Raw genomic sequence first — 25499 nt, 5'->3', positions numbered from 1 at the left:
TGGCGTGCTGCGTGCTGCTCCGCCCGGATCCGGAGGCGGCAGAAACCGCTCCCGTCTGCAAGCTAGGGTGCCAACCTACCAGGGCGGTTGGGCTCGCTCTGTTCGTCTCTCGGGGGGATCGTTGGCAAACAAGTTCCAGATCAAGTCCCGGACCTGGAACCTCATCGCGGGCATCGGCAGCGCCGTGCTCCTGGTGGCGGGATTCGGCGGGCTGTTCGTCCTGCAGGGAGCCGACGCGTCGGCCACCCTCACCCTCTTGTTCGTGGCCGGCCTCGGTGTCGTCACGTTCCTGCTCTTCGCCGGGCCCGGCATCGTCTACAGCGCCCGGAAGCGCAACAAGACGCTGAAGAAGACCCTCCCCGGCGGGACCATGGCCTGGATCCGCTCCCACCTCTACCTGCCCATCCTGGCGCTGGTGGCGGCCTTCGTCCACGCCACGGTCGTCCCCTTCCAGGACGTGCTCTCATCCGGGAAGGTCCTGACGGTGCTCGGCATCGTCGTGGCCGTCGCCGGCGTGTGCCGCCACCACCTGATCGGGGTCCAGAAGCAGGCCCTCAACGTCGACGTCAGCATCTCGAAGATCGTCGACGGCCAGCCCCGTCGCTTCCGCCAGCTCGCCGCCGACCTCGTCGAGGGTCGCCGGCCCGTCGCCGACATCGAGGCCGACGTGGCCCAGCTCGGGCCCGAGCAGCAGGAGGTGTGGCGCAAGGTCCGCGAGCTCTCCGACGAGGTCAACAAGAACTTCCCGCGCACCGGTGGCCAGAGCCGCTCGATCCGCACCTACAAGTTCCTGCGCGCCGTCCACGCCCCGCTGACCATCGCCCTGTTCGTGGTGCTCGGTTACCACGTGTGGGACGTCCTCGGCGCGAGCCAGGCCGTGCTCGGCGACGAGGCCAGCGCGTACGCGTCGGCCGACACCTGCGCCGACTGCCACAGCGACATCGCCGACGAGTGGAGCGTGTCGGCCATGGCCCACGCCCAGACGAGCGCGCTCATGGAGGCGCAGCTGCCCGTGACGCTGGCCGAGAACCGGCGCCTCGCCGACGAACGCGGCGCCGAGCAGCAGGCCCTCTACGACGCCGCGGCCAAGTCCTGCATCAACTGCCACGCCCCCGTCGGATCGCAGTTCACCGACGACATCAACGCGCTCCTCCCCCTCGACGAGCCCAGCGGCGACAACCCGCCGGCGGTGGACAGCGACAACCCCGCACTCGTCTCCGACGGCGTGGCCTGCACCACCTGCCACAGCCAGGCCGAGGCGCCCGCCGAGCGCGCCGGCTTCGGGCCCCTCGCCATCGAGCACGGGGGCGACGCCTACTACGGCGAGTTCTACGGGCCCCTCTTCGACGACCCCAACCCCCTGCCGGTCCGCCTCCACGACATCGACGGCGACCAGCCCCTGTGGTCCGACGAGGTCACGAGCTCCGAGCTCTGCGGGGCGTGCCACAACGTGGCCGTCGACATCGACGGCGACGGGCTCAGCCCGGTCGAAGGCGCCCAGCAGGGGCTCGTCGGGGCCGAGGCCACCTCCGACGAGGACGGCGACTTCATCCTCGACCAGAACGAGGTGGACGACTCGGACGAGGACGGCAACCTCGACGACCTCGTCCTGCAGACCACCTACGACGAGTGGCAGGACTACGTCGTCGGCTTCAGCGACCGCTTCGCCGACAACCCCGACCAGACCCTCGCCGCCCCGCTCGGCTGCACGAGCTGCCACATGCCCACCGAGGGCGACGGCGAGGCACCGGTCGTCGACGTCGCCCCCGGCCTGTTGCCCAACCCGGACCGCGACGTGCGGTCGCACACCTTCATCGGCGTGGACTACGACCTCGACATCGACTCGTACGGCGACCAGGAGGTCTTCGACGAGGTGCTCGCCGAGCGCGAGGCGCTCATCGGTTCGGCCGTCACGCTGAAGGTCGACAACGTCGACGGCGACACCGTCAACGGCGACCAGTTCGAGGCGGACGTCACCGTCAGCAACAACCTGTTGGGCCACAACTTCCCCACCGGCTTCGCCTTCGCCCGCCAGTTCTGGCTCGAGGTCACCGCCACCACCGCCGACGGCGAAGACGTGTGCCTGGTCGACTTCGGCATCGGGGCCGAGTCGGCCTGCGGGTCCGGTGAGATCGAGAGCCAGACCCAGGACCTGCCCCAGTGCGACCCGTTGGTCGCCGCCGACGCCCTGGGCCTCGACCCCGCCGAGTTCAGCAACTCGAACATCCTCCTCGCCGGCACCCAGGAGGACTGCGACCCCTGGCTGGCCAACTTCCAGCGCATCCTCACCGACGGCGACCAGAACGACGACGGCGTGTTCGAGGAGGTCCCCTACCAGACGTTCCTCGGCGGCGTGGTGAAGGAGCGGGCCCGCATCGCCGACGACCTCTCCATGCGGGTCCTCAACCCCACCCGCCTCAACGCCGACGGCGAGGACCAGAGCGAGCTGGTCATCCCCTACGTCTTCGACACCAGCCAGATCGCCGACGGCGCCGCGGTCACGGTCACCGCCACCATGCACTTCCGCCACCTGCCCCCGTACTTCATCCGGGCGCTGGCCGAGGCGCAGAACGACGCCGGTGAGATGCCCGAGTCGGCCCGCATCGACGACCCCGACGACCTGGTCGACAATCTGGTCGTGACCGAGGTGGTCTCGGCCGACTCCGGCCAGGGCCGGGTGCTCGCCTGTGAAGGCCCGCAGAACCGGGAAGGCGCCAGCATCCTCGACTGCATCGACGAGTGACGGCGGCGCACCCCTCGCGGCGAACGCCGTGAACCGCCCCTCGACGTCGAGCGGGGTCGCTCCCCCGGGGAGTGACCCCGTCGAGGCCGACGAGGCCGGCCTCGAGGAGGACGACGACGCTTCGGGCCCCCTCGGCGCCGGCGCCCAGCAGGCCGACCTGGACGACGGGCCGCGCTGGCCGAGCGGGGCCAAGCTGGCGGTCGCCTGTGTGCTCGCCCTCGCCGTCGGCCTCTTCCTCGCCGCCTTCCGCGACGGGTCCGACAGCAGCGACCCCACCGAGGGCGCCGACCCGGACCCGGTCGTCGCGCCCGATGCGAGCCTGCCGGCGGACCACCCGTCGCTCGACGACAGCGACCAGTACGAGTCGTTCACCCTCGCCCAGCTCGAGACCGAGGTGGCCGACGAGTCGGCGCCGGTGGCGCTGCGCCTCACCCTCGCCGAGCGCTACCTGACCACCGGGGACATCACCCTCGCCCGCGACCAGGCCCGGCTCGCCCGGGCCCAGGCCGGCACCGACGTCGAGCGTCAGCGGGCGCTGCGCGACCTCGGCTGGAGCCTGGCCCTGCTGGGCAAGCCCGAACGGGGCGCCACCCTGCTGGAGGAGGCCCTCGACCTGACCCCCGGCGAGCGCAACGCCACGTGGTACCTCGCCAACGTGCGCCTCTCCGGCCTCGACGACCCCGCCGGCGCAGCCGAGCTGTTCCGGCGCCTCCTCGCCGGCGACGAGCTCTCCCCCGAGCAGCGCACGGCGGTGGAGGAGCGCCTCACCGCCGCCGAGGCCCTCGCCTCCCCCTGACCCCTCCCGGAGGCGGGGATCAGGACGGAGCGTGGAGGGGCCGGAAGCGGCGCAGGCGGAGGCTGTTGGTCACCACGAAGACGCTGGAGAAGGCCATGGCCGCGCCGGCGATGAGCGGGTTGAGCAGGCCGGCGGCGGCGAGGGGCAGGGCGGCCACGTTGTAGGCGAAGGCCCAGAAGAGGTTGCCCTTGATGGTGCGCAGGGTCCGGCGCGACAGGCGGATGGCGTCGGTGGCGGCGCGGAGGTCGCCCCGGACGAGGGTCAGGTCGCTGGCCTCGATGGCCGCGTCGGTGCCGGTGCCCATGGCGAGGCCGAGGTCGGCCTGGGCCAGCGCGGCGGCGTCGTTGACCCCGTCGCCGACCATGGCCACGACCGCCCCCTCGCGCTGGAGCCGGGCGACCGCCGCCACCTTGTCCTGCGGCAGCACCTCGGCGATGACGTCGTCGATGCCGACGACGGCGGCCACGGCGTGGGCGGCGCGCTCGTTGTCACCGGTGAGCAGCACGGGCCGCAGACCGAGGCGGCGGAGGTCGGCCACCGCCTCCGCCGACGTCACCTTGGGGGTGTCGGCCACGACCAGGAGGGCCCGGACCTCGCCGTCCCATGCAGCGACGACGGCGGTGCGGCCAAGGTCCTCGGCCGCGAGCCGTGCCGCCTCCAGGTCGTCGGGGAGGCGCAGCGACCAGTCGGCCAGGAGGCGCGGCCGCCCGGCCACCACGGCGGAACCCTCGACCACCCCCTCGACGCCCAGGCCGGCCCGATTCACGAACGATTCGACCGCCGGGAGCGACCCCACCCGCTCGCGGGCCGCGTCGGCGATGGCACGGGCGATGGGGTGCTCGCTGGCGTCCTCGAGGGCACCGACGAGGCGGAGGGCCTCGCCCTCGTCCACCCCGTCGGCGGTGTGGACCTCGACGAGCGCCATCGCGCCGGTGGTCACCGTGCCCGTCTTGTCCAACACGATGGTGTCCACCTCACGGGTGGACTCGAGCACCTCCGGCCCCTTGATGAGGATGCCGAGCTGGGCACCACGGCCCGTGCCGACGAGCAGTGCCGTGGGAGTGGCGAGACCGAGGGCACAGGGGCAGGCGATGATGAGCACCGAGACCGCGGCGGTGAACGCGGTCGTGGCCGGCTCGCCCCGCCCCAACCAGAAGCCGAGGGTGCCGACGGCGAGGGCGATCACGACGGGGACGAAGACCGCGGAGACGCGGTCGGCGAGGCGCTGCACCGGGGCCTTGCCCATCTGGGCGGACTCGACGAGCCGGGCCATCTGGGCCAACTGCGTGTCACCGCCCACCCGGGTGGCCCGCACCACCAGGCGGCCCCCGGCGTTGACCGTGGCGCCGACGACGGCGTCGCCGGGCCCGACCTCGACCGGCACCGGCTCGCCCGTCAGCAGGGAGGCGTCGATGGCGGACGTGCCGTCGACGACCACGCCGTCGGTGGCGAGCTTCTCGCCGGGGCGAGCCACGAACTGGTCACCCACGGCCAGCTGGTCGACCGGGACGCGCACCTCGGCACCGTCGCGCACGATGGCGACGTCCTTGGCCCCCAGCTCGAGCAGGGCCCGGAGGGCCGCGCCCGACCGGCGTTTCGCCCGCGCCTCGAAGTAGCGGCCGGCGAGGATGAACACCGTGACCGCGGACGCCACCTCGAGGTAGATGTCGTGCTGGCCGCCCCCCTGGGTGGGGGTCACGTCGAACGCCATGGTCATGCCGGGGTTCCCGGCCTCGCCGAGGAACAACGCGTACAGGGACCACCCGAAAGCGGCGATCACGCCGACCGAGATGAGGGTGTCCATGGTGGCCGCCCCGTGGCGGAGGTTCACCCAGGCGGCGCGGTGGAACGGCGCCGCGCCCCAGACCACGACCGGCGCCGCCAACGTCAGCGACAGCCACTGCCAGTGGTCGAACTGGAGCGCCGGGATCATGGCCATGGCGACCACGGGGACGGTCAGGAGGGTCGACACCACGAGGCGTTGACGCAGCGACGCCACCTCGGGGTCGTCCTCGTCGGGCGCCGGCCCACCGGCCCCGTCGCCTGACGCGCTCGTCGCGTCCCGAGCGACGGGGAGCGAGGCGGTGTACCCGGTGGCCTCCACCTCGGCGATCAGGTCGTCGGCGTCGACTCCTTCGGGAACCCGGACGCGGGCCTTCTCGGTGGCGAAGTTCACCTCTGCGGTGACTCCGTCCATCCGGTTGAGGCGCTTCTCCACCCGGGCGGCGCACGAGGCGCAGGTCATCCCGCCGATGGCCAGGTCGATCTCCTGGCCACCGGGCGCGAGGTCGGCATCGATGCCAGTGCCGGCGCTCATGAGCCGTGGTCCATGTCCATGCCCGCCGGCATCGTGGTGGAGGTCGGGGCCCCCGGCGCGGGCTGATCGGCATCGGGCTCGGTCGCGGCCCCGATGCCGAAGCCGATCGCGAAGACCGCCACGAGGGCGAGCGCGAACCCGGCCAGCTTCGCGGCGACCGAGCGACCCCCGGTCATGCCACCAGCTCGTAACCCGCCTCGTCGACGGCGTCCCGGACCGCCCGCGCCTCCAGCGGGGCGCTGCTCGTGACGGCCACCTCCCCGGTGGCCAGGTCGACCTGCACGTCGGTGACACCGGCGAGTGCGCCGACCTCTTCGCTCACGGCGCGGACGCAGTGCTCGCAGGTCATGCCCTCGACGCGATAGGTGGTGCTGGTCATGTCGTCCTCCTACAGATACCCTGTATGGGTATAGTCTACCCCCTGGGGGTATGACGTCAACCCGCCACCATCCCGACCGACGCGAGGAGGGCCCATGGCCGCCCGGGGCTACACCGCCAGCAAGGACCAGCTGCGAGCGCGCCTCGCCCGCATCGAAGGCCAAGTGCGGGGCGTGTCGAAGATGGTCGACGAGGACCGCTACTGCATCGACGTGCTCACCCAGATCAACGCCGTGCGCGCCGCGCTCGAGAACGTCGCCCTGGGCCTGCTCGACGGCCACGTCCGCCACTGCCTCGTCGGCGGCCACGGCGGGCCGACCGAGCCCGACGCGCAGGCCGAGGAGCTGATGTCGGCCGTCGGCCGGATGCTGTCGCGCTGAGCGGCGCCGACCGCGGCCGTCAGCCCGCCGTCGGCGGCGCCGCGGCGCGCTCCCCCAGCCAGGACCACCAGCGGGGCTCGTCGCGTGCCGCGGCGGCTGCGCCCGCCTCGCCGTAGAGGTAGGACCAGACCGACACCCCCACCTCGTCGCCGTCGCCCTCGGCGGCGAGGAAGGCGGTGCCCGCGGCGGGTTCGTCGAGCAGGAGGGCGAGGCGCCACGACTCCGCGTCGAGCACGGTGCCACCGAGCGGGGGTGCGTCCGGGGAGGTGACCGCCACCCGGTCCCCGACCGACGGGGACGCCGGCAGGCCGAGGCCGTCGCACAGCGCCGCCCAGGTGGCCGCCCGGGGCCCGGGCCACATGGCCATGGGAAGCACCGCCGTGGCGCTCTGACCCCGGAAGTGCTCGCAGTGCAGCTGGAGGTTGCGCAGGAACAGGAGCCAACCCTCGGCCATGCCGTCGTACTGGTCGTCCCAGGGCTCGCCCGAGCCGAAGCCGGAGTTCACCAACCGCACGATGCACGTCCCGCCGTCGCGCGCCTCGACGAGCCACTCGAAGGCGAGCCCGCCGGCGTCCTCACCACCGTCGAAGACGATGCGGTGGGGCGGCTCCCAGGCCGCGACCCGCCCGGGGATCTGCATCTCCGGCCCCGGGCCGAACGAGGCCATGGCCGCGCCTCCCTCGCGCTCCTCGACGGTGTGGGGGACGTACCAGGACGAGATGCCGGGGCCGGTGGCGATGGCCCGCCACACCTCCTCGGGTGTGCCCGCCACCTCGACCTCGAGCTCGATGTTGCGCGCGGGCCCGGACGACGAGCTCGGCTCGGCCGTCGGGTCGGGGGAGGTGGAGTCGGGCACGTCAGCGCTCCTGTTGGTCGCGGTCCGGGGCATCCCGGGGATCAGTGGTGGCGGTTCGGGGAAGGGGGTGGGCGGCGACCACCAGACGGTGGCGCCGGCCTCCTGGCGCGGACTCGTCGTGGTAGCGCGCCACGAGCGAGCGCACCGAAGCGGCCAGCTCGTCGGTGAAGGCGGCCCGGTCGGCCGCCGACGCGAACCGGACCTCGGTGTCGAGGGCGAGGGTCGCGAGGGGGCGACCGGCACGCTCGGCGCCGCGGGCGAGGGCACCGACCTCGCGGACCATGCGGGCACCGAGGGCGACCAGGTAGCGGCTGGACCAGCGGTCGGTGCGGGACGGATCGGCGCCACCCGCGCCGAGGGCGGTCGTGGACACGACGTACGAGCGGGCCGAGGCGACCACGACCCGCTCGGTCAGGCCGCGACGGGGACGCTCCTCGACGAGCTCGACGAGGCCGACGGCCTCGAGGGCGCGCAGGTGGTAGTTCACCTTCTGGCGGGGCTCCCCGAGAACGGCGGACACCGAGGTGGCCGAACCCGGCTCGCGGAGGGCAGCGAGGATCCGCGAGCGCATGGGGTCGAGCACGGCGGCTGCCGCGGCCGGCTCGTCCAGCACCTCGATGTCGGCGACGGGCACGGCGCCATCCTGTATTAGACAAGAAGATTTGTCAATACGTGCCCAGGTGAGGCCGCGGGCTGGCCCCTCCCGGCGGTCCGGGGCCCCGGGGCATCAGCGCCGAGGCGTCGGCTGTCCGGACGTCAGCTGCCGGCGGTGCCGGTGACGGGCGCGTCGGTCTCCGGCGGCGCCGGGACCGGTCCCTCGGTCGCGCTCCCCGACGAGGTGACGCGATCGTCGTCGAGGTCGGGTTGTGGGTCCGCGGTCGCGTCCCCTCCGGCGCCCAGCGCCATGCCGGCCGTCAGGGCGCCGAGGCCCAGGAGCGCGAGGCCGGCGATGAGGAGGCGACCCACCCGGGCCGGGTGGTGCTCGCCGGTGTGACGGTGCCACCAGGTGCGCCCGTGGCGTGACAGCAGCACCACCGCGACCACGACGACGACGGCCACCAAGGCCATGCTCGGATCGCTGCGCACGCCCGCGATCATCGCGCCGTCGGCCGTCGCCGCGGCATCGGCTCAGGCGGGGACGGCGGTCATCGTGGCGAGCATGCCCTCGCAGCTGCGCACGAGGACCGCAGCGGCCTCGGCGACGTCGCGGGAGGTCATGGGGCTCTCGGCCCGCTGACGCCAGCGGGCGATCGTCTCGAAGAGGGCCGTGCGCAGGGCGTCGGTGGAGGCGTCCTCCGCGAGGCCCAGGCGGGCGGCGGGCGACGTGCCGAGCGCGCCCAGCAGGCGGTCGACCTCGTCCTCCTCCTCGGGGCGGAAGGTGATGGCTCCCGAACGGAACGCGTTGAACAGGCGCAGCTCGGTGAACTCGTGGGCGCCGGCCTGCACCCGCTCGAGGGCGAAGGCGAGGTCGGGGCTGGCGGCGATGGGGTCGTCGCGCAGCACGGCCTGGAGCACCAACAGGGCGGCCCGGGCCTTGAGTAGCTCGCGACGGGCGGCGAACTGGGTCATGAGCACCCGGCGGAGGTCCTCGACGCCGCTGCGCTCGACCAGCGCGGTCGAGAGCGTGTCCGAGTCGGGCGCCTCGCCGGCGGCGATGAGCTGCACGGCGAGTCCCACGCCGAACAGCCCGAGACGGCGCACCAGGTCGGCACGCTCGACCTGGGTGAGGGGCACCTCGGGATCGTCGGCCACGAACCGGTCGGCCGACGCGAGGAGCAGCCCCAGGCGCTCGGGCGGGAGCGCGGCGATGGCCGCGAGGGCCTGGTACTCGGCCTCGCGCAACGTGGCGCCCGACTGGGCGAGGAGCCCGGCCACCGGGAGCACCGTCTGGCAGAGCCGACGGATGCGGGCGTCGCCGCGGTAGCGGGTCGCCACCCGTTGCGCGGATTCGAGGGCGTCGGGCCGGCCGGAGCCCAGCTCGTCGGCGCGGGACAGGATGGCGATGGCGTTGACGGGCGACGGGTGGGCCAGCTCCTCGGCGTGGAACGCCTCCAGGAAGCGTGCGTCGCTGCGGTGGAAGTGGCGCATCAGGTAGAGCACCGCGTCGGCCGGGGTGTCGCGGTCGTTCTCGAGCGCCAGGAAGTCCTCGGTGCGCTTGGAGATCTCCTCGGAGACCGAAGCCAGCCCCGGGGTGTCGATGAGGGTCATCGCGGCCAGCGACGCGGACGGCCACTCCACGACGATGCGGTCGATGTCGCCCGGGTCGAGGCCTTGGAGGTCGACCTCGATGGCGCCGTGCTCCCGGGAGAACGGGGTCTGGCGCGGCTCGGCGCCCGACGGGAACAGCGTGGCGCGGTACGTGTTGCCGTTCGTGTACCAGGCCACGATCTTCGTGCACTCGCCGGCATCGGTCGGCGCGAGCTCGTCACCGACGAGGGCGTTGAGCAGCGTGGACTTGCCCGCCTTCACCTTCCCGGCGATGGCCACCCGCAAGGGGTCGTCGAGTCGGGCCTCGGCCTGGCGCAGGCGCTCGCCGCCAGGGCGGTCGGCGTAGGCGGCGAGGGCCGCCCGCAGCAGTTGGCGCGTCTGGGTGGCCAGGGGCAGCGACGAATCGATCTCGACCGGCGTCGACGCCGCCGCGGCGGGGGCGACCGGCTCGGGCGCCGGCGGAGCCGCGACCGGCTCGGGCGCCGGCGGGGCCGCGACCGGCTCGGGCGCCGGCGGAGGGACCGGCACGTCCGGCGTGGCCGGGGGCGGCGGCGGGGCACCGGGGACCGGCGCCGGCGCGGCGGGCGGGGGTGCGGGGGCGGCCGGCGGAGGTGCAGGCACGGCCGGCGGAGGTGCGGGGGCGGCCGGCGGAGGTGCAGGCGCGGCCGGAGCGGGCACGGGAGGCGCGGCCGCCGGCGGGGGCGGAGGAGCCCCGGGCACGGGAGCCGGCGGGGGCGGCGCCGCCGGCGTCGGCGGTGCCGGTGCGGCCGGTGGTGGTGCCGGTGCCGGTGCCGCCGAAACGGGCGGGCCCGGAGGGGCGGCGGGCGCGCCGCCGCGGGTGAGGAGCGCGGCGGGCAGAGCCGGGAGGGGCAGGGCCCGGTCGGCGTCGGTCTCGGGCAGCAGCGCCAGGCGGGTCGGCGGCTGGCCGGCGGCCTGCTGCGCCGCCTGGAGGAACCGACCGAGCTCGCGCACGGTCGGCGGTCGCTCGCCGGGGGCCTTGGCCATGGCCCACTCGAGCACCCCGCACACCCCCGGGGGCACGCCGGTCGGGCGGAGATCGGGCACGGGGTCGCTCGCGGCCCGGGCGATCACCCGAACGAGCGGCTCCTCCTCGTCCACCTCGAAGGGCGGGTGGCCGGCGATCAGCGTGAAGATGATCGAACCGAGGGAGTAGATGTCGGAGGCGACCGACTGCTGGCCGCCGGTGAAGAGCTCGGGTGCGGCGTGCATCTGGGTGTCGCGGGGATCGCCGCTGCGGGTGACGAACGACCCCGCGGGCGACACCTCGAAGTCGCCGAGGAGGGGCTCGCCGAGCGGGCTCACGAACACGTTGTGGGGCTTCAGGTTCTGGTGGAGGACCCCGGCCCGGTGGGCGCTCTCGAGGGCGCCGGCCACCTTCACCCCGATGTCGGCGGCCTCGCGCCAGTCGAAGGGGCCCGACCGCACGAGGCGGTCGTGCTCGTTGCCGCGGCTGAGCCACTCGGTGACGATGTAGGGCCGGCGCTTGGCCACGCCCGAGTCGAACACGGTGAGGGTGTGCGGATGGACGGAGATGACGCCCATCGCCGCGCACTCCTGTTCGAAGCGGGCCTGGGCGGCCCGGTCGAGGGCCTTGACGGTGAAGGCCTTGACCGCCACCTCGCGGTTGAAGTTCTCCTGCACCCCCCGGTAGAGCGCGCTGTGGTCGCCTCGGCGCACGAGGCGCAGCGAGCCGACCCCCGGGACCTTGATGTCGACCTTCTCGTCAGCCATCGGTGCTCCTCCCGCCCGGCGCACCGGGCACTGCCGCCAACGTGGCCCGCACCTCGCTGCGGGCCTGATCCCGTAGTTCCGCCACTGCGGCGAGCTCGCGGGCGAGCTCGTCGACCCCTGACGCCCGTGCGGCGTCGTCGACCGTAGCGGCTCGCTCGGTGGCCTCGAGGGCGGACCGGGTGGAGCGCTGCAACTCGGTGAGTCGCGTGGTGGCCCCGTCGCGCAACTGGCGCTGGAGGCTCCGGACGGCATCGTCGAGCGCCTTGGTGAAGCGCACCTGCACCTCGCCGAGGTACTCGCGGTACTCCTCTTTGACCCGTTGGCGCTCGGCGCTCAACGCCTTGCGTCGCTCTTGCCGGAAGGCACGGCCCACGGTGAGGACGCCGGCCACGCCCGCCACCGCCAGCAGCACGGGGGCGGCGACCACGCCACCCACGCCGAGGCCGATCATGCCCGCCACACCGAGGAGCGGCTCCATGCCGCCCCACGCGCCGCCGATGGCCACCAGCACCTTGTCCTCGTCGTCGTCGGCCGAGGTGGAGTGCGAGGTGAACGAGAGCTGGTCCGTCGGCTCCCCAGCGAGGGCCACCTCGAGGGAGACGAGCAGGCCGGCCGTGGCGGAGGAGAGCTCGGCCACCACCGCTTCGGCGAGCTCCTCGCCGCGCCGGGCCACGAGCTGGAAGCACTCGGAGACCACCGCCGCGGCGCGCCGGGAGACCCAGTTGGAGTAGTCCTCCTCGAGCGAGATGGGATCGCCCGCGTCGACCATCTCGCCGGCGGCGTGGCCGAGGTCGCGGAGACGCACGGCGAGCTCGTGGTGCACGTCGTTGCGCAGGTCCTCGATGCCGTCGGCGAGCACGTGACGCCACCGGGCGCTCTCGCCCAGCAGGTCGGACGCGCGCTGGTTGGAGGTGCGCAGCTCGTCCACCGAGGGCCCGGCGATGTCCGCGCTGAGCGCGGCCTGCTCGGCCCGCAGCACGCTCTCGAGCTGGTCGAGCACGCCGACCACCTCGGCCACCGCGGCCTGGTCACGAGCGGCGTTCGCAGGGATCACGACCTCGCGGATGAGGTGCTGGCGCAGGGCCGGGATGCCCGACTCGACCGCGTAGGCCTCGTCCCCGTAGGTCTCCGCGAGCTCGTGGAGCCGGGCGGAGGTGGCCAACAGCGGCGGTTCGAGGCCCGCGGCGCGCAGATGGCCTTCGTCGATCTCGAGGATGCGGCGCCATTGGGGGTGCAGGTCGATCTTGCTCATCACGCAGATGACGTCGGTGTCCGCCTCGGTCGCCTGTCGGAGGTACTCGAGCTCGGGCGCCGTGTACTCCTGTGAGGTGTCGGACACGAAGAGCAGGGCGTCGACGAACGGCAGCCCCATCAGGGTGGCCACCGCCTCGGGCGAGTCGAGGCCCCCCATGACCGGGGTGTCGATGAGCTCGAGCCCGCCGGCCAGGAGGGGGCTGGGCACGCCGACCGCGATCGACGCGAGCGCATGGCCCTCGTGGCTCCCCCGCTCGACCAGCTCGCCGAGCTGGTCGAGGCGCACGGTGGATCCGGCCACGGGCTCACCCTGCTCGCCCTTGTAGGCCACCGAGGCCTGGGGCTCGGGGGCGTGGGCCACCGAGGTGAGCACCGCGGTGGCGAGGTCGTCGTCCACCGGGCAGGCGTCGGTGCCCACCAGCGCGTTGACGAGCGAGCTCTTGCCGGACTTGAAGTCCCCGACCACCACCACGCGGGTGGTGCCGTCGCTGCGGTGGCGCTGGGCGCGCTCGAGCCGCTCGACCAGATCCGTGCGGCCGCGCCGGGCGGCGATGTCGGCCGTCGCCCGTATCGTTCCCCGCAGATCGGTCATCTGGTCCGTTCCTGGCGACGTTCGCCGGGCCTTCGGGAGGCCTGCACTGCACCCGGCCCCCCACGTGTCGTGCCGCAAGGGTATTGCCTGGCGGGAAGGGTAGGGGTGAGAAGGATAAGGTCAGGCACCTTGAAGGGACCGCGATGAGCTTCCAACTCGGCGTCGACCTGGGCACCACCTTCACCGCGGCTGCCGTGGCGCGCGGCGGCCGGGTGGAGATCGCCTCGCTCGACTACCGCACCGCCGCCATTCCCTCGGTCGTGTGGGTCGGCCCCGACGGCACCGTCGTCATCGGCCACCCGGCGCTCAACCGAGGACTCTCCGACCCGTCTCGCATGGCCCGCGAGTTCAAACGACGGGTCGGCGACCCCACGCCGCTGCTCCTCGGCGGCACCCCGTTCTCGGCGGACGCGCTCTCCGAGCGCCTCCTCAAGTCGGTGTCCGAGGCGGTGGCCTCGCTCGAGGGCGGCCGACCCAACTCCGTCACCGTCACCCACCCGGCCAACTGGGGCCCGTACAAGAAGGACCTGCTGGCGCAGGCCGTGCGCCGGGTCGACCTCGAAGGCACCTCGCTGCTGTCCGAGCCCGAGGCCGCGGCGATCTACTACGCCTCCACCGAGAAGATGGCGGCCGGCGAGGTCCTCGCGGTCTACGACCTCGGCGGCGGCACCTTCGACGCCGCGGTGCTGCGCAAGACCGACGACTCGTTCGAGATGCTCGGTGAGCCCGAGGGCATCGAGCGCCTCGGCGGGATCGACTTCGACGAGGCGGTCCTGAACTTCGTCAACGAGGCCACCGACGGCGCCATCCAGGACCTCGACCCGAACGACCCCGAGGCGGTCGAGGCCATCGTCGCCCTCCGCGAGGACTGCACCATCGCGAAGGAGGTGCTCTCCTCCGACACCGAGGCGTCCATCAAGGTCTGGCTGCCCAACAAGGTCACGCGGGTGCGCATGACCCGCGCCGAATTCGAGGCCATCATCCGGCCCACCCTGGTCGACACGGTGAACACCATGCGCCGCGCCATGGAGTCCGCCGGCGTGCAGCCCGCGCAGGTCGACAAGGTGCTGTTGGTCGGCGGCTCGTCGCGCATCCCGCTGGTGGGCCAGCTCATCGGCGCCGAGATCGGCCGCCCCGTCGTGGTGGACGCGCACCCCAAGCACGCCATCGCCCTCGGCGCCGCGCTGCACGCCGCGTCGGCGGTCGGCACCCGGGCGGCCATGGCCAAGGAGCAGCCCGCCGAGCCCAGCGCCGTCTCGCTCGCCGAGCCCCCCACCGGCGAGCAGATGGCCAACCTGCCGCCCACCTCGATCATCACCCCCCTCGAGCGCCAGGCCATCGAGCCCGACGTGTCGCTCGCGCAGGACTCCGCCGTCTCCGGCCCCACCGTGCAGGTCACCCCGGCGCTCCTGGCCCAGGCCGCCGGCGCGGTCATGGTGCCGGGCATCTACTGCGCCAACCAGCACTTCAACGATCCCCGCCTGGCCTACTGCGCCACCTGCGGCGAGCCCCTCAGCCGCAGCGGCGCCGACGTGCGCCAGGGACCACGCCCACCCCTCGGGGTGATCGTGCTCGACGACGGGCAGACCTTCGTGGCCGATCGCGACTACGTCCTCGGCCGCGACCCCGACAACGACGAGGCCGTGCAGAAGGGCGACGCCCTCCCCCTCATCGTCGCCGACCCCGGCCGTTCGATCTCACGGGTGCACGCCCGTCTCGAGCTCGACGAGTGGGACGTGCGCCTGTCCGACTGCATGTCCGCCAACGGCACCTTCACGGCCTACGGCGGCTCCAACTGGACGCCCGTCGTGCCCGGCCACGCCGTCACCATCCAGCCCGGCACCCACGTGCTTCTGGGCCAGCGCACCTTGCTGTTCGACTCGCCTCGACGGCTGGGCTGAGCACACCCGTGGGCGACCGAAGGCGACGAGACGCGCTCCAGTCGCGGTCGGCGCCGGCCGACGGTACTGGCATTGTTCGTTTCGAAATGACACACTTTCGCAACATGGCTGGTAGGAGCTCGCTGTCTTGACGCACACATCCCGTCTGCGCACCGCGGTGGTGGTGATCGCAGCATTGCTCGCCGGCCTCACGCTGTTCGCTTCGACCCCGGCCTCAGGCCAGTCGCCCATCGACGACAAGCGCGAGGAGGCCCGCCAGGTGGCGGCCCGCCTCGACGAGCTGAGTGCCCGCTACGAGCGCCTCTCCGACCGGGCCAACGAGGCCCGCGCCGAATTGGCCGAGGTGCAGGAGCGCATCGGTCAGGCCCAGGACCGCCTCGACGCCACCGTGGCCGAGCGCGACCAGCGCCGCACCGAGCTCCAGAGCTACGCCGTGGGCGCCTACCTCGGGGGCCCCGACAACTCAGCGCTCTCCGTGGCCGTCGAGAGCAGCGACGAGCGAGAGATGCCCGTGCGGCTCGGCTACCTCGACACCGTCACCGGCAACCGGGCCCAGCTCATCGACCAGCTCCAGGCCACCGAGCAGGACGTGGAAGACCGCATGGTCGACCTCGAGGAGAACCGGGCCGCGGCCGAGGAGCTCGTCACCCAGATCGACCAGTCCGCCGCCGATGCCCAGCAGGCCATCGACGAGCAGGAGCAGCTCCAGTCGCAGATCGACGCCGAGCTCGCCGACCTCATCGAGCAGCAGCGCGCCGCCGAGGCCGCCGCCCGCCAGGCGGCCCTCGACGCCGCCGCGGCGCAAGCCGCCGCCCAGAACCCCACCGCCCCCACCGGGGACGGTGGCAGCGGTGGCGACACCGGCGGTGGCGGCACCACGCCGGGCCCCACCCCCACGCCGGCTCCGCCGGCGGCGGGTGCCGCAGGTGCGGTGGCCGCGGCCATGAGCATGCAGGGCGTGCCCTACCGCTGGGGCGGTGCCGACCCGAGCGGGTTCGACTGCTCGGGCCTGATGATGTGGGCCTGGGCCCGTGCCGGCCGTTCGCTCCCCCACAGCTCGGCGGCCCAGTACGGCGCCACCCGACGGGTCTCGGCCAGCGACCTCCAGCCCGGCGACCTCGTGTTCTACGGCAGCCCCATCCACCACGTGAGCATGTACATCGGCGGCGGCATGACCGTGCACGCCCCCCACAGCGGCGACGTCGTGCGTACGGCCAGCCTCGGCTACGTGGGCACGCCCGTCGGCTACGGCCGGCCCTGATCACCCCCTGATCCCGGCCGCGGGAACCACACCGCTCCCCCACCTCGTCTGACGGGCACGGCGCCGCCACCAGGCGCACACCGGCCAATCGGTACACTCACGCCCGGGCGAGCCGGGCAGTTCTGAGCGAGAGGGAGCGATGTCCAACACGTTCGAGGTCGGCGCGGAGTTCGCCGGCTACCGCATCCTGGAGATCATCGGGTCCGGGGGGTTCGCCACCGTCTACCTGGGCGAGGACCTCCGTCCCGCCATGCGCCGCAAGGTCGCTCTCAAGGTGCTGCGCAGCGAGCTGAGCGCCCAGGAGGACTTCCGGGACCGCTTCCAGCGCGAGTCGCTGCTCGCCGTCCAGCTCGACCACCACCCCAACATCGTCCCCGTGTACGACGCCGGCGAGTCGGACGGCCACCTGTACATCGCCATGCGCTACATCGACGGCATCGACCTCAAGGAGAAGCTCAAGACCGGGCCGCTCGACCCGGACGAGGCGGTCTCCGTGGTCGCCCAGGTGGCGAGCGCCCTCGACCTCGCCCACCAGGCCGGTCTGGTGCACCGGGACGTCAAGCCCGGCAACGTGCTGTTGCCCGGGGGCGACCCCGACCACGTCTACCTGGCCGACTTCGGGCTCACCAAGGAGACGGCGGCCGAGCAGAGCCTCACCCAGGTCGGCCAGTTCCTCGGCACCTTGTACTACGCCGCCCCCGAGCAGATCCAGGGCAAGGACCTCGACGGCCGCAGTGACCAGTACGCCCTCGGCTGCCTGCTCTACGAGTCCCTGACCGGTGAGCCGCCCTTCGTCGGCGACGTGCAGGCCATCATCGGCGCCCACCTCACCCGTGAGGCGCCGAAGGCCACCGACAAGGTGCCCACGCTGCCGCCCGCCATCGACGCCGTGATCGCCAAAGCCATGGCCAAGGACCCGGCCGAGCGCTTCGACAGCTGCGGCGAGCTGGGCGCCCGGGCGATGCAGGCCCTGCGGGCGCCGGCCCCCGACGGCACCATCGTCACCGGGGCGCTCCCGGGGATCCCGGCGACGCCACCGCCGCCGATGGACCCGAACTCGACGGTCGTCGGCCGGACCAGCCCCGGCATCCCCGCCACCCCGCCGCCGGCCACCTCCGGTGGGCACGCCATCCCGCCCACGCCGCCGCCGGCCACCTCCGGGGGCTACGCCATCCCGCCGACACCACCACCGGCCACGTCCGGGGGCTACGCCGTTCCCACCCCGCCCCCGCCGACGAAGTCCAAGGTGCCCGTGTGGGCCATCGGCGCCGGGGCCGCGGCCGTGGTCATCCTGATCGTCGGCGTCCTCGTCGTCGCCCTGGGCGGCGGCGGAGGCGGTGACGACCCGCCCGGCACCACCGCGGCGCCGCCCACCACCTCGGTCGACAACACCACGACCACCGTGCCGGCGTTCGATCCCGGCACCGGCTCGGACACGCCGCCGTTGCTCGATCAGGCCTCGCTCGACGGTGAGGAGTCCCGCTGCGCGGCGGCGGCCGGCGATCCCCAGGAGCTCCTGCGCTGCGACTTCCTGTTCTTCGAGGCCGAGGCCGGGTCGACCCAGCAGGACTTCGGGTCCAGCTGCGGCGACACGAGCCCCGGGGCCAACGGCACCTGCGGCACCACCGCCGACACCGGCAGCAGCATCGACAGCCTCATCGCCTCCTGCGGCGGTGGCGACAACGCCGCCTGCGACGAGCTCTTCCGCATCACGCCGGTGGGCTCGAAGCTCGAGCTCTTCGGCACGACGTGCGGTGGACGCTCGGACGTGAACCAGTCCGGGAGCTGCGAGAGCGTCCTGGGCTGACGGGCACGGGGACGGGCGCGCCCGCGCGGCGGCGCGCCCGTCCCCCGCGGCCTAGTCGTTCGGGAACGCCACCGCGGTGACCCGGTAGCCGCGTGGCACCTCGTCCACGGTGAACAGCACGATCTCCGAGTCGTTGCTGTAGGTGCAGTCGAACCCGCTGCCGGCGGCGTCGCAGCCCTGGAAGTCGAGGTCGTTGCCCACGCCGTCCCGGCTGAACAGCGTCGTCACCGCATCAGGGTCGGCGAACGTGCCGGCGTTGGCCTGGTCCCCCGCGGTCCAGGCGTCGTAGAGGCTGGCGGAGGCCGCCTCGGGGCTGGACGCTCCCGCGGGCCCGGCCGCCGTGGTGGTGGTCGGCGCCGCCGTGGTGGTGGTCGGTGCCGTCGTCGTCGTGGTCGACGTGCTCGTGGTGGAGGTGCTGGTGGACGACGTGGTGGTGGAGCTGCTCGTGGACGACGAGCTGGTGGTGGTGTCCCCGCCGTCGTCGTCGCCGCTCTGACTCAGGATGATCCCGCCGATCAGCAGGGCGATGACCACCACCGCGAGGCCGACCAGCAGGTAGATCTTCCAGCGATCGTCGGGCGGCTCCTGATCGTCGGGACCGAGCGGGTCGTTGGGGTCGTTCGGACCTCCCGGGCCGCCGGGCCCGCCCGGCGCCGCTCCGGCGGCGGTCACCGGCGGATCGGTGTAGATGGACGGCGACGCCACCGTCGGCGGCGCGTCCGGAGGAACCGGCGCGCCGGTGCCCGGTCCACCGACGGAGGGGTTCCCGGCGGGCGGCGTGGGGACGCCGCCGGCCTGGGTGGGGTCGAAGGGGTCGCTCATGGGCCGACACCCTAGGGGAGACCCCACCCGTCGAGCGTCTCGTCCACCGCGACGGCGACGTCGGCGGAGAGCGCCACGGCGACCGCCTCACGCAGATAGGCCAGTGGGGCCACATCCATGAGCATCCAGCGTGAGAACATCCCCGCGTCCATCCAACGGGCCTGGGGTGCGGTGACGGCATCGAAGCGGCGCTCGCCCCGCGCGGTCTGGGTGCGCAGGGACTCCCACGGCGCCTGCTCGGCGTACCAACGCCCGGCCAGGACGAGGTCGTCGACGGTGTCGGGGGCGGGACGACCGGCCGCCGCCGCACGGGCCACGGCCGCATGGTGCGCGGCCACCCTGGGCCAGGTGCCCACCTCGCTCGGGTGCGCGGCGGCGGCCGACAGCACCCGTTCGAGCCAGTGGCAGGCCCAGAGCAGCTCGACGGCACTGGCCGGTGCCGGCGTCGGCAGGCCCAGCGCCCGACGGCAGATGTCGTCGACCCGCCCGATCGACGGCTCCTCGCTCACCCGGTCGGGACCGTCCTGGAGCCGGAAGTAGGCGGTGACCGCGCCGGTGCGGTCCACGAAGTGCCCCATGCGGGCCCGCTGTTCGACCGGCCGACGGCGGCCGTAGCAGCGACCCGCCTCTTCCTCGAGGTCGTGGACGCGCCCGCTGGCCACCACGCCGTAGGCGATCCAGGAGCGCTTCGCGTCGATGCCCACGAGCGAGCCGATGGGATCGACCATGTCGGCGGTGGCCAGGGCGAACTCGATCTCGCCGTCGGCGCCGATGCCGACGGCGACGGGGGGCTGGTCCCAGCCCATGGGCTCGAGCACCCGCTCGAGCTGGTCGACGAGCTCGCGCAGGGTCGGTCGGCTCGGGACAGGCCCGGGGGGAACCGCGGGGACGGGTGGAACGGGAACGGTGGCCATCGGGGCCCTCCTCTGGTGGTGTGCACAGAGGCGACCCGGACAGCAGAGGGGGTCGCGAGCCCCGGAGGGCCGAGGGTAGATCGCCGAGGCGGCGTTGGAAAGGGGTCAGCGCCCGCCGAGGCGGCGCTGCATGCGGGTGGGGAGGCTCGGGGTGATGGCCTCGTCGATGTCCTCGAGGGCCACCCGCACGGCCAACTCGCCGTCGGCGTGGGAGACGTGGGCGAGGCGGGCGCCGGCCGGCAGCGGCGGCAGGGGGAGGTTGCCCACGAGGAACTGGCGGATCGACGCCGGCAGCTCGCGGGCCGCCACCTGGCGGGGCCGGAGGCGCAGCCAACGGCCGCCGACCTCCAGTTCGGTGAGCACGTGGCCCACCCGAAGCGAGCCGATGCCGGTGCTGCTGAGGATGCCGTCGGCGGTGAGCTCGAGGCGCAGGGGCAGGTTGGCCGAGCCCACCCAGCGGTCCACGCTCTCCTGGGTGACGGTGGCCTTCACCGAGACCGGGCCGCCCTTCAGGCGGGGCAACAGGCCGGGCTGGATGCGCACCCGCTCGACCCGTCCGACGACCCGTTCCAGGCGCAGACCGGCCATGCGCATGGCGGGCACGCCGACGGTGACCACCTCGACCTCGCCCCGCAGGGCGTCGGCGGGGTTGGCCGTCCACCGCAGGGTGGTGGGCTGGCCGAACACCCGGGTGGCGATGCGGTCGACCAGCCAGAGGACGGGGGCGTACGCCGACTCGGCGCCGGGGAGCGTCCGGGCCGGCTCGACGGGCTCGAACTCGATGTCGGGCGCGTCCGGCTCGGCCGCCGACCGCTCGGTCCGGCCGGCCCCGCTCTCCGCTCGCTCCCCGCTCTCCCCGGTGTCCAAGGTGTCCCCCGTGTCCGCCATGGCCCGCCGATGGTACGTGGTCGTCGCCGGCCCACCCGCCTCGTGGCATCCTGCGCCATGGCTCCGTGCGTGTTCTGCGCCATCGTCGCCGGCGAGCTCGACGCCCACGTCGTGGCCGAGGACGAGTACACCCTCGCCTTCCTCGACCGTCGGCCCCTCTTCGCCGGTCACACCCTCGTGGTCCCCAAGGCGCACCACGAGACCCTGGCCGACCTCCCCGGCGACCTCCTCGTCCCGGTGTTCGCCCGGGCCCAGCAGCTGGCGGCGGTGGTGGAAGCAGCCCTCGGCGCGGCCGGCTCGTTCGTGGCCATGAACAACCGGATCAGCCAGAGCATGCCCCACCTGCACGTGCACGTGGTGCCCCGCAACCCCAAGGACGGGCTGAAGGGCTTCTTCTGGCCCCGCCACCCCTACGTCGACGAGGCGGAAATGGCGGCGTTCGCCGAGCGCCTGCGCGCCGGCGTGGCCGCCGCCGAGGCCGAAGGGACCTGACCGGAACGAACGGGCACCGGGTTTTCGGTGCCCTGACACCGAGATCCGGTGCCAGAACGCGTCGGACGGCGTCAGGCGTCGGCCTTCTCGGCCGCCTTCGACAGCTCGGCCAGCGCGTCGGCCAGGCCGTCAGCCAGGGACCAGACGTCGGGCAGCACGTCCGGGCAGGCCAGCAAGCCGAAGTCCAGGTTCTCCTGGTAGCTCATCACCGTCATGTTCAGGCCGGCGCCGTCGAAGATGGGCCCCACGGGGTAGTTGGCCACGAGGCGGGCGCCCGCCGAGTACAGCGGGAAGGGCGGACCGGGCACGTTGGAGATGGTGACGTTGAACGCCGGCCGGTGCAGTCCCGCCACCCGCATGCCCGAGTAGAGGCGGGCGGCGCGCCCGAGCAGGGCCGGCGCCGCGAACTCGGCCCAGTCCTGGAGGGAGTCGGCGCCCACCGCGTGGCGCTCCTTCCCCGTGGCCATGGCCTCGTGGATGGCCTGGAGGCGCTCGACGGGGTCGTCGAGGTCCGTGGCCAGGGTGGCGAGCATCGACGACACCCGGTTGCCCAGCGTCCCTTCCTGATCGGAAGTGCGCACCGACACCGGCACCATGGCCACCAGGGGGGCGTCGAGCACCTCGCCCCGGGCGTCGAAGTAGCGTCGGAGGGCGCCGCCGCACAGGGCCAGCACCACGTCGTTGACCGTGACCCCGAAGGTGTTCTTGATGGCCTTCACCTCGGGCAACGACAGCGTGGCCATGGCGTAGCTGCGGTGGCCGGTGATGGCGGTGTTGATGGACGTGCGGGGCGCGCTGAACATCGACGGCGGCGGCGTGGCGCCGGGGTGCCCCGGCAGGCGCTGGCGGTCGATGGTCGAGCGCACCGTGCGGGTCGTGGCCTTCGCCACCCGGAACGGCTGGCGGGCCAGCGAGGTGGCGGCATAGCTGAGCAGCTCGACGTCGGACGGCACCCGGTCGGGCACCCACGGCTCGTCGGGCGGCGGCGTGGGCGGCGGGTTGGGCTCGAGGTCGAGGGTGGCGACGATGATCTCGTTGCCGGACGCCCCGTCGATGGCGGCATGGTGCACCTTGCTGAGGACGGCCACGTGGCCGTGCTCGAGACCCTCGATGACCCACATCTCCCACAGCGGGCGGGAGCGGTCGAGGGGCAGGGCCACGAGGTGACCGGCCAGCTCGGCCAGCTCCCGAGGGCCGCCGGGCGCCGGCACCGCGATGTGGCGGATGTGCCAGTCGAGGTCGAAGTCGGGGTCCTCGATCCACAGTGGGTGGTGCAGGCCGAGGGGGACGTTGACGAGGCGGCGGCGGAACGGAGCGGCCAGGTGAAGGCGCTCGGCGTACAGCGACTTCACCTGGTCGAGGGACCAGCCCCCCTCGACGTCGCTGGGATCGAACACGGCGAGGCCGGCCACGTGCATGGGGCTCGTCGGCGTCTCCATCGAGAGGAAGCCGGCGTCAAGGCCAGTGAGTCGTTGCATGCGTCGCCCCCCGGCGTGTCGTGCGTGCAGGTGTCGGTTGCTGGTGTTGCGCGATTTGGTCGTGCCGCGGGCAGCTTAGGAGGCGGGCTCGTCCCCCACCCCGAAGAGTCCGACGCAGGCGTCGAGGCCCTCGATGACGACATCGTCGCGGCGCCGGCGCTCCCAGTCCCCGCGATCGAGCACGAAGTCCACCTGGCGGTCGTAGACGTCGCGGCGGAGCTGGACGTGGTCGCCGTTGGGCCGGTAGCCGAGCGAGGTGGTGACCCCGATGGAGGCGGCGTTGTCGTGCCATGCGGAGGTCTGGGCGCGGACCGCGCCGAGGCCGGCGAAGGCGAGGTGGAGGACCGCCGACCGCATCTCCTTGCCGAGGCCCCGGCCCTGGTGGGCGCGGCCGAGCCACGAGCCCGTGGTGACCGTCCGCGAACGCCCGAAGTCGTCGGCCAGCACGTCTTGGGCGCCGACGAGGGTGCGCTCGCCGTCGGGCCCGATCTCGCTGACCATCAGGCCGAGGATCCAGTTCTCGGGCGTCCACTCGGCCCGCTGGCGCCACCACCACTGCATGGTCTGGCGGTGGCGGAAGGGCGGCTCCCAGTCGGTCCAGGGCACGGAGAACGGCATGGTGGCGGGGTCGTGGATCCCCTCGTCGGACAGCGCCACGATGGCCACGACGTCGTCGTCGGCGGGCGGCCGCAGCTCGATCCGCGGCGTGCGGATCACCAGGTCGAACAACGGCCAGTAGGGGTGCCCCATCGCCCCAGTTTGACCGGCCCCGCCGGGCCACCCGCCGGAAATCTCGGCGTCTAGGGCTCGAGCTGGACGCTGGGGACGCCGTCGGTGACGGTGAGGGTGCCCGGGACGCCGAGCAACAGAATGGGGTCACCGGCGAGGCCGACGGCCCGCACCGAGACGATCTCGCCCTTCGCGTCGCCGGCGAGGATGGTGAGGTCGAGCGACACCGCCGTCGGCTCCCCCGGGCCGGAGGCCACCTCGTCGGCGTCGACCACGATCACGTCGTAGGTGCCGTCGGCCAGGAGCCCGTCGTCGGCCATGGTCCAGCCTGTCATGCTGCTGCCATGGCTGACGACCTCCGCGACCTCTGCGCCGACCTCGCCGCCGAGCACGCCGCCCTCGACGCGGTGGTGGCCGACCTCGACGACGCCGGCTGGGACACGCCGACGGCCTCCGACCGCTGGGCCGTGCGCGACCAGATCGGCCACCTCGCCTACTTCGACGAGACCGCCACCCAGGCCATCGTCGACCCCGAGCGCTTCGCCGCCGACCTCGAGGCGGCGCTGTCCGGCGACCTCACGGAGTTCCTCGATGCCACCGAGGTGCGGGGTCGCACGCTGCCGCCCGCCGACCTGCTGGCGTGGTGGCGGGAGGGCCGGGCCGCTCTGCTGGCCGCGGCGGAGCCGCTGGACCCGAAGGCACGACTGCCCTGGTACGGGCCGTCGATGGGCGCCCGCTCGTTCATCACCGCCCGCCTCATGGAGACCTGGGCCCACGGCCAGGACGTGGTCGACGCCCTCGGTGCCGAGCGCCCCGCCACCGAGCGCCTCCGCCACATCGCCGACCTCGGCGTGCGCACCAGGAGCTTCAGCTACGCCGTGCGCGGCCTCGAACCGCCCACCGACGACGTACTCGTCGAACTGACGGGCCCCCGTGGCGAGCTCTGGAACTGGGGGCCCGAGGACGCCGCGGAGTGGGTGATGGGCACGGCGCTGGACTTCTGCCTCGTCGTCACCCAGCGCCGCCACGTCGACGACACCGAGCTGGCGGTGATGGGCCCGGGAGCCAACGAGTGGATGCTCATCGCCCAGTGCTTCGCCGGCGGGGCCACGCTCGGCCCCGAGCCGGGCGCACGTTCGGACGCCGCCGGATGACCCTCCGCTACGAGACCGACGGGGCGGTCGCCCTCGTCACCATCGACCGACCCGAGGTGCGCAACGCCGTCGACGGCCCCACCGCCGCCGAGCTGGCCGACGCCTTCCGTCGCTTCGAGGCCGACGACGATCTCGCCGTCGCGGTGCTCACCGGGGCGGGCGGCACCTTCTGCGCCGGCGCCGACCTCAAGGCCATCTCGGAGGGGCGGGGCAACCGCGTCACGACGGACGGCGACGGTCCCATGGGTCCCACCCGCATGCTGCTGTCCAAGCCGGTGCTCGCGGCGGTCGAGGGCCACGCCGTGGCCGGAGGCCTGGAACTGGCCTGCTGGTGCGACCTGCGGGTCGCGGCGACCGACGCCGTGTTCGGCGTGTACTGCCGCCGTTGGGGCGTCCCGCTCATCGACGGCGGCACCATCCGCCTCCCCCGCCTCATCGGCCAGAGCCACGCGCTGGACCTCATCCTCACCGGCCGGGGCGTGTCGGGCGAGGAGGCGCTGCGCATGGGCCTGGCCAATCGCCTGGTCGAGCCCGGCGATGCTCTCGCGGTCGCGATCGAGCTGGCCCGACAGCTGGCCGCCTTCCCCCAGCGCTGCCTGCGCTCGGACCGCGAGAGCAGCTACCGACAGTGGGGCCTGCCCCTCGACGACGCCCTGGCGCTCGAGACCGATCTCGGCCTCGAGGTCATCCGCTCGGGCGAGACCGCCGAGGGCGCCACCCGCTTCGCCGGCGGCGCCGGCCGCCACGGCACCTTCTGACCCTCCACCCGTATCCTGG

General features: G+C 73.6%; 23 protein-coding genes. 9 read left to right on the top strand and 14 right to left on the bottom strand.

Translation table 11 applies throughout. The annotated features are described in order from the left end of the window. Positions 1-121 precede the first annotated feature (121 nt). Positions 122-2743 (top strand): hypothetical protein, encoded by a 2622-nt coding sequence (locus JNK12_13565; GenBank protein MBL8776964.1) that lies wholly within the window; start codon positions 122-124, stop codon positions 2741-2743. A gap of 28 nt (positions 2744-2771) precedes the next feature. After that, entirely contained in the window at positions 2772-3539 is a 768-nt protein-coding gene (locus JNK12_13560; protein ID MBL8776963.1) for a tetratricopeptide repeat protein, read from the top strand. Between the two features lie 19 nt (positions 3540-3558). On the opposite strand, the gene JNK12_13555 is transcribed toward JNK12_13560, so the two are convergent. Genes JNK12_13555 through JNK12_13545 form a run of 3 tightly spaced genes read right to left on the bottom strand, consistent with a single transcriptional unit; the run spans position 3559 to position 6235 of the window. Further along, positions 3559-5856 carry a copper-translocating P-type ATPase gene (locus JNK12_13555; protein ID MBL8776962.1) on the bottom strand — a complete coding sequence of 766 codons (2298 nt, stop codon included), beginning with the start codon at positions 5854-5856 and terminating at the stop codon, positions 3559-3561. Beyond that, on the bottom strand, positions 5853-6032 hold the full coding sequence (locus tag JNK12_13550; protein ID MBL8776961.1) for a hypothetical protein: 180 nt from the start codon (positions 6030-6032) through the stop codon (positions 5853-5855). Before JNK12_13550 ends, JNK12_13555 begins: the two co-directional genes overlap by 4 nt. Continuing rightward, positions 6029-6235 (bottom strand): heavy-metal-associated domain-containing protein, encoded by a 207-nt coding sequence (locus JNK12_13545; GenBank protein ID MBL8776960.1) that lies wholly within the window; start codon positions 6233-6235, stop codon positions 6029-6031. Before JNK12_13545 ends, JNK12_13550 begins: the two co-directional genes overlap by 4 nt. Before the next feature lie 94 nt (positions 6236-6329). On the opposite strand from JNK12_13545, the gene JNK12_13540 reads away from it, so the two are divergent. Beyond that, positions 6330-6614 (top strand): metal-sensitive transcriptional regulator, encoded by a 285-nt coding sequence (locus JNK12_13540; protein ID MBL8776959.1) that lies wholly within the window; start codon positions 6330-6332, stop codon positions 6612-6614. A gap of 19 nt (positions 6615-6633) precedes the next feature. Here JNK12_13540 and JNK12_13535 read toward each other — a convergent pair whose 3' ends face one another. From JNK12_13535 to JNK12_13515, 5 genes are all read right to left on the bottom strand, one after another. Continuing rightward, a complete protein-coding gene (locus JNK12_13535) occupies positions 6634-7470 on the bottom strand; it encodes an SRPBCC domain-containing protein (GenBank protein ID MBL8776958.1) in 837 nt (278 codons plus the stop codon). Between the two features lies 1 nt (position 7471). Continuing rightward, a complete protein-coding gene (locus JNK12_13530; GenBank protein MBL8776957.1) occupies positions 7472-8104 on the bottom strand; it encodes a helix-turn-helix transcriptional regulator in 633 nt (210 codons plus the stop codon). A 122-nt stretch (positions 8105-8226) separates the two neighbouring features. Beyond that, the gene (locus JNK12_13525) at positions 8227-8556 is read right to left on the bottom strand and encodes a hypothetical protein (GenBank protein MBL8776956.1); all 330 of its coding nucleotides are present in this window, start codon (positions 8554-8556) and stop codon (positions 8227-8229) included. A 42-nt stretch (positions 8557-8598) separates the two neighbouring features. Further along, positions 8599-11430: a protein kinase gene (locus tag JNK12_13520; GenBank protein ID MBL8776955.1), complete on the bottom strand. Its 2832-nt coding sequence runs from the start codon at positions 11428-11430 to the stop codon at positions 8599-8601. After that, on the bottom strand, positions 11423-13276 hold the full coding sequence (locus JNK12_13515; protein MBL8776954.1) for a dynamin family protein: 1854 nt from the start codon (positions 13274-13276) through the stop codon (positions 11423-11425). The genes JNK12_13520 and JNK12_13515 overlap by 8 nt, the downstream gene beginning before the upstream one ends. A gap of 143 nt (positions 13277-13419) precedes the next feature. On the opposite strand from JNK12_13515, the gene JNK12_13510 reads away from it, so the two are divergent. The 3 genes from JNK12_13510 (at position 13420) to JNK12_13500 (ending at position 18245) form a co-directional block, all read left to right on the top strand. Then, positions 13420-15177, top strand: coding sequence for an Hsp70 family protein (locus JNK12_13510; protein ID MBL8776953.1), 1758 nt, complete (start codon positions 13420-13422; stop codon positions 15175-15177). A 127-nt stretch (positions 15178-15304) separates the two neighbouring features. Beyond that, complete coding sequence (locus JNK12_13505) at positions 15305-16438, top strand: C40 family peptidase (protein ID MBL8776952.1); 1134 nt, start codon at positions 15305-15307, stop codon at positions 16436-16438. A gap of 139 nt (positions 16439-16577) precedes the next feature. After that, positions 16578-18245 (top strand): serine/threonine protein kinase, encoded by a 1668-nt coding sequence (locus JNK12_13500; protein ID MBL8776951.1) that lies wholly within the window; start codon positions 16578-16580, stop codon positions 18243-18245. A gap of 51 nt (positions 18246-18296) precedes the next feature. Here the strand turns inward: JNK12_13500 and JNK12_13495 are convergent, their stop codons facing one another. The 3 genes from JNK12_13495 to JNK12_13485 all read right to left on the bottom strand — a co-directional run bounded on the left by JNK12_13495 (position 18297) and on the right by JNK12_13485 (position 20869). Further along, a complete protein-coding gene (locus JNK12_13495) occupies positions 18297-19067 on the bottom strand; it encodes a hypothetical protein (protein ID MBL8776950.1) in 771 nt (256 codons plus the stop codon). Between the two features lie 11 nt (positions 19068-19078). Next, the gene (locus JNK12_13490) at positions 19079-19981 is read right to left on the bottom strand and encodes a hypothetical protein (protein MBL8776949.1); all 903 of its coding nucleotides are present in this window, start codon (positions 19979-19981) and stop codon (positions 19079-19081) included. 105 nt (positions 19982-20086) lie between these two features. Further along, positions 20087-20869 (bottom strand): LmeA family phospholipid-binding protein, encoded by a 783-nt coding sequence (locus tag JNK12_13485; GenBank protein ID MBL8776948.1) that lies wholly within the window; start codon positions 20867-20869, stop codon positions 20087-20089. Between the two features lie 9 nt (positions 20870-20878). Between JNK12_13485 and JNK12_13480 the strand changes: the two genes are divergently transcribed. Then, positions 20879-21361 carry an HIT family protein gene (locus tag JNK12_13480; protein MBL8776947.1) on the top strand — a complete coding sequence of 161 codons (483 nt, stop codon included), beginning with the start codon at positions 20879-20881 and terminating at the stop codon, positions 21359-21361. Between the two features lie 71 nt (positions 21362-21432). On the opposite strand, the gene JNK12_13475 is transcribed toward JNK12_13480, so the two are convergent. From JNK12_13475 to JNK12_13465, 3 genes are all read right to left on the bottom strand, one after another. Continuing rightward, entirely contained in the window at positions 21433-22839 is a 1407-nt protein-coding gene (locus tag JNK12_13475) for a wax ester/triacylglycerol synthase family O-acyltransferase (GenBank protein MBL8776946.1), read from the bottom strand. A 75-nt stretch (positions 22840-22914) separates the two neighbouring features. Beyond that, positions 22915-23589: a GNAT family N-acetyltransferase gene (locus JNK12_13470; GenBank protein MBL8776945.1), complete on the bottom strand. Its 675-nt coding sequence runs from the start codon at positions 23587-23589 to the stop codon at positions 22915-22917. Between the two features lie 50 nt (positions 23590-23639). Further along, the gene (locus JNK12_13465; GenBank protein MBL8776944.1) at positions 23640-23903 is read right to left on the bottom strand and encodes a hypothetical protein; all 264 of its coding nucleotides are present in this window, start codon (positions 23901-23903) and stop codon (positions 23640-23642) included. Positions 23904-23912: 9 nt separating this feature from the next. Between JNK12_13465 and JNK12_13460 the strand changes: the two genes are divergently transcribed. Both JNK12_13460 and JNK12_13455 read left to right on the top strand, forming a co-directional pair. Then, the gene (locus JNK12_13460) at positions 23913-24722 is read left to right on the top strand and encodes a TIGR03084 family protein (GenBank protein ID MBL8776943.1); all 810 of its coding nucleotides are present in this window, start codon (positions 23913-23915) and stop codon (positions 24720-24722) included. Further along, positions 24719-25480: a crotonase/enoyl-CoA hydratase family protein gene (locus JNK12_13455; GenBank protein ID MBL8776942.1), complete on the top strand. Its 762-nt coding sequence runs from the start codon at positions 24719-24721 to the stop codon at positions 25478-25480. The genes JNK12_13460 and JNK12_13455 overlap by 4 nt, the downstream gene beginning before the upstream one ends. Positions 25481-25499: the final 19 nt, after the last annotated feature.

It is taken from the genome of Acidimicrobiales bacterium, from assembly GCA_016794585.1.
Lineage (GTDB): Bacteria > Actinomycetota > Acidimicrobiia > Acidimicrobiales > DATDAH01 > JAEUJM01.
This window is presented reverse-complemented; position numbering and strand designations above follow the sequence as displayed.

Bases quoted from the DNA above. Each gene is read 5' to 3' on its own strand.
- JNK12_13555 (MBL8776962.1), bottom strand. From the start codon at position 5,856: ATGAGCGCCGGCACTGGCATCGATGCCGACCTCGCGCCCGGTGGCCAG.
- JNK12_13540 (MBL8776959.1), top strand. From the start codon at position 6,330: ATGGCCGCCCGGGGCTACACCGCCAGCAAGGACCAGCTGCGAGCGCGC.
- JNK12_13480 (MBL8776947.1), top strand. From the start codon at position 20,879: ATGGTACGTGGTCGTCGCCGGCCCACCCGCCTCGTGGCATCCTGCGCC.
- JNK12_13550 (MBL8776961.1), bottom strand. From the start codon at position 6,032: ATGACCGGGGGTCGCTCGGTCGCCGCGAAGCTGGCCGGGTTCGCGCTC.
- JNK12_13520 (MBL8776955.1), bottom strand. From the start codon at position 11,430: ATGGCTGACGAGAAGGTCGACATCAAGGTCCCGGGGGTCGGCTCGCTG.
- JNK12_13510 (MBL8776953.1), top strand. From the start codon at position 13,420: ATGAGCTTCCAACTCGGCGTCGACCTGGGCACCACCTTCACCGCGGCT.
- JNK12_13455 (MBL8776942.1), top strand. From the start codon at position 24,719: ATGACCCTCCGCTACGAGACCGACGGGGCGGTCGCCCTCGTCACCATC.
- JNK12_13460 (MBL8776943.1), top strand. From the start codon at position 23,913: ATGGCTGACGACCTCCGCGACCTCTGCGCCGACCTCGCCGCCGAGCAC.
- JNK12_13515 (MBL8776954.1), bottom strand. From the start codon at position 13,276: ATGACCGATCTGCGGGGAACGATACGGGCGACGGCCGACATCGCCGCC.
- JNK12_13495 (MBL8776950.1), bottom strand. From the start codon at position 19,067: ATGAGCGACCCCTTCGACCCCACCCAGGCCGGCGGCGTCCCCACGCCG.
- JNK12_13475 (MBL8776946.1), bottom strand. From the start codon at position 22,839: ATGCAACGACTCACTGGCCTTGACGCCGGCTTCCTCTCGATGGAGACG.
- JNK12_13490 (MBL8776949.1), bottom strand. From the start codon at position 19,981: ATGGCCACCGTTCCCGTTCCACCCGTCCCCGCGGTTCCCCCCGGGCCT.
- JNK12_13465 (MBL8776944.1), bottom strand. From the start codon at position 23,903: ATGACAGGCTGGACCATGGCCGACGACGGGCTCCTGGCCGACGGCACC.
- JNK12_13545 (MBL8776960.1), bottom strand. From the start codon at position 6,235: ATGACCAGCACCACCTATCGCGTCGAGGGCATGACCTGCGAGCACTGC.
- JNK12_13500 (MBL8776951.1), top strand. From the start codon at position 16,578: ATGTCCAACACGTTCGAGGTCGGCGCGGAGTTCGCCGGCTACCGCATC.
- JNK12_13470 (MBL8776945.1), bottom strand. From the start codon at position 23,589: ATGGGGCACCCCTACTGGCCGTTGTTCGACCTGGTGATCCGCACGCCG.
- JNK12_13485 (MBL8776948.1), bottom strand. From the start codon at position 20,869: ATGGCGGACACGGGGGACACCTTGGACACCGGGGAGAGCGGGGAGCGA.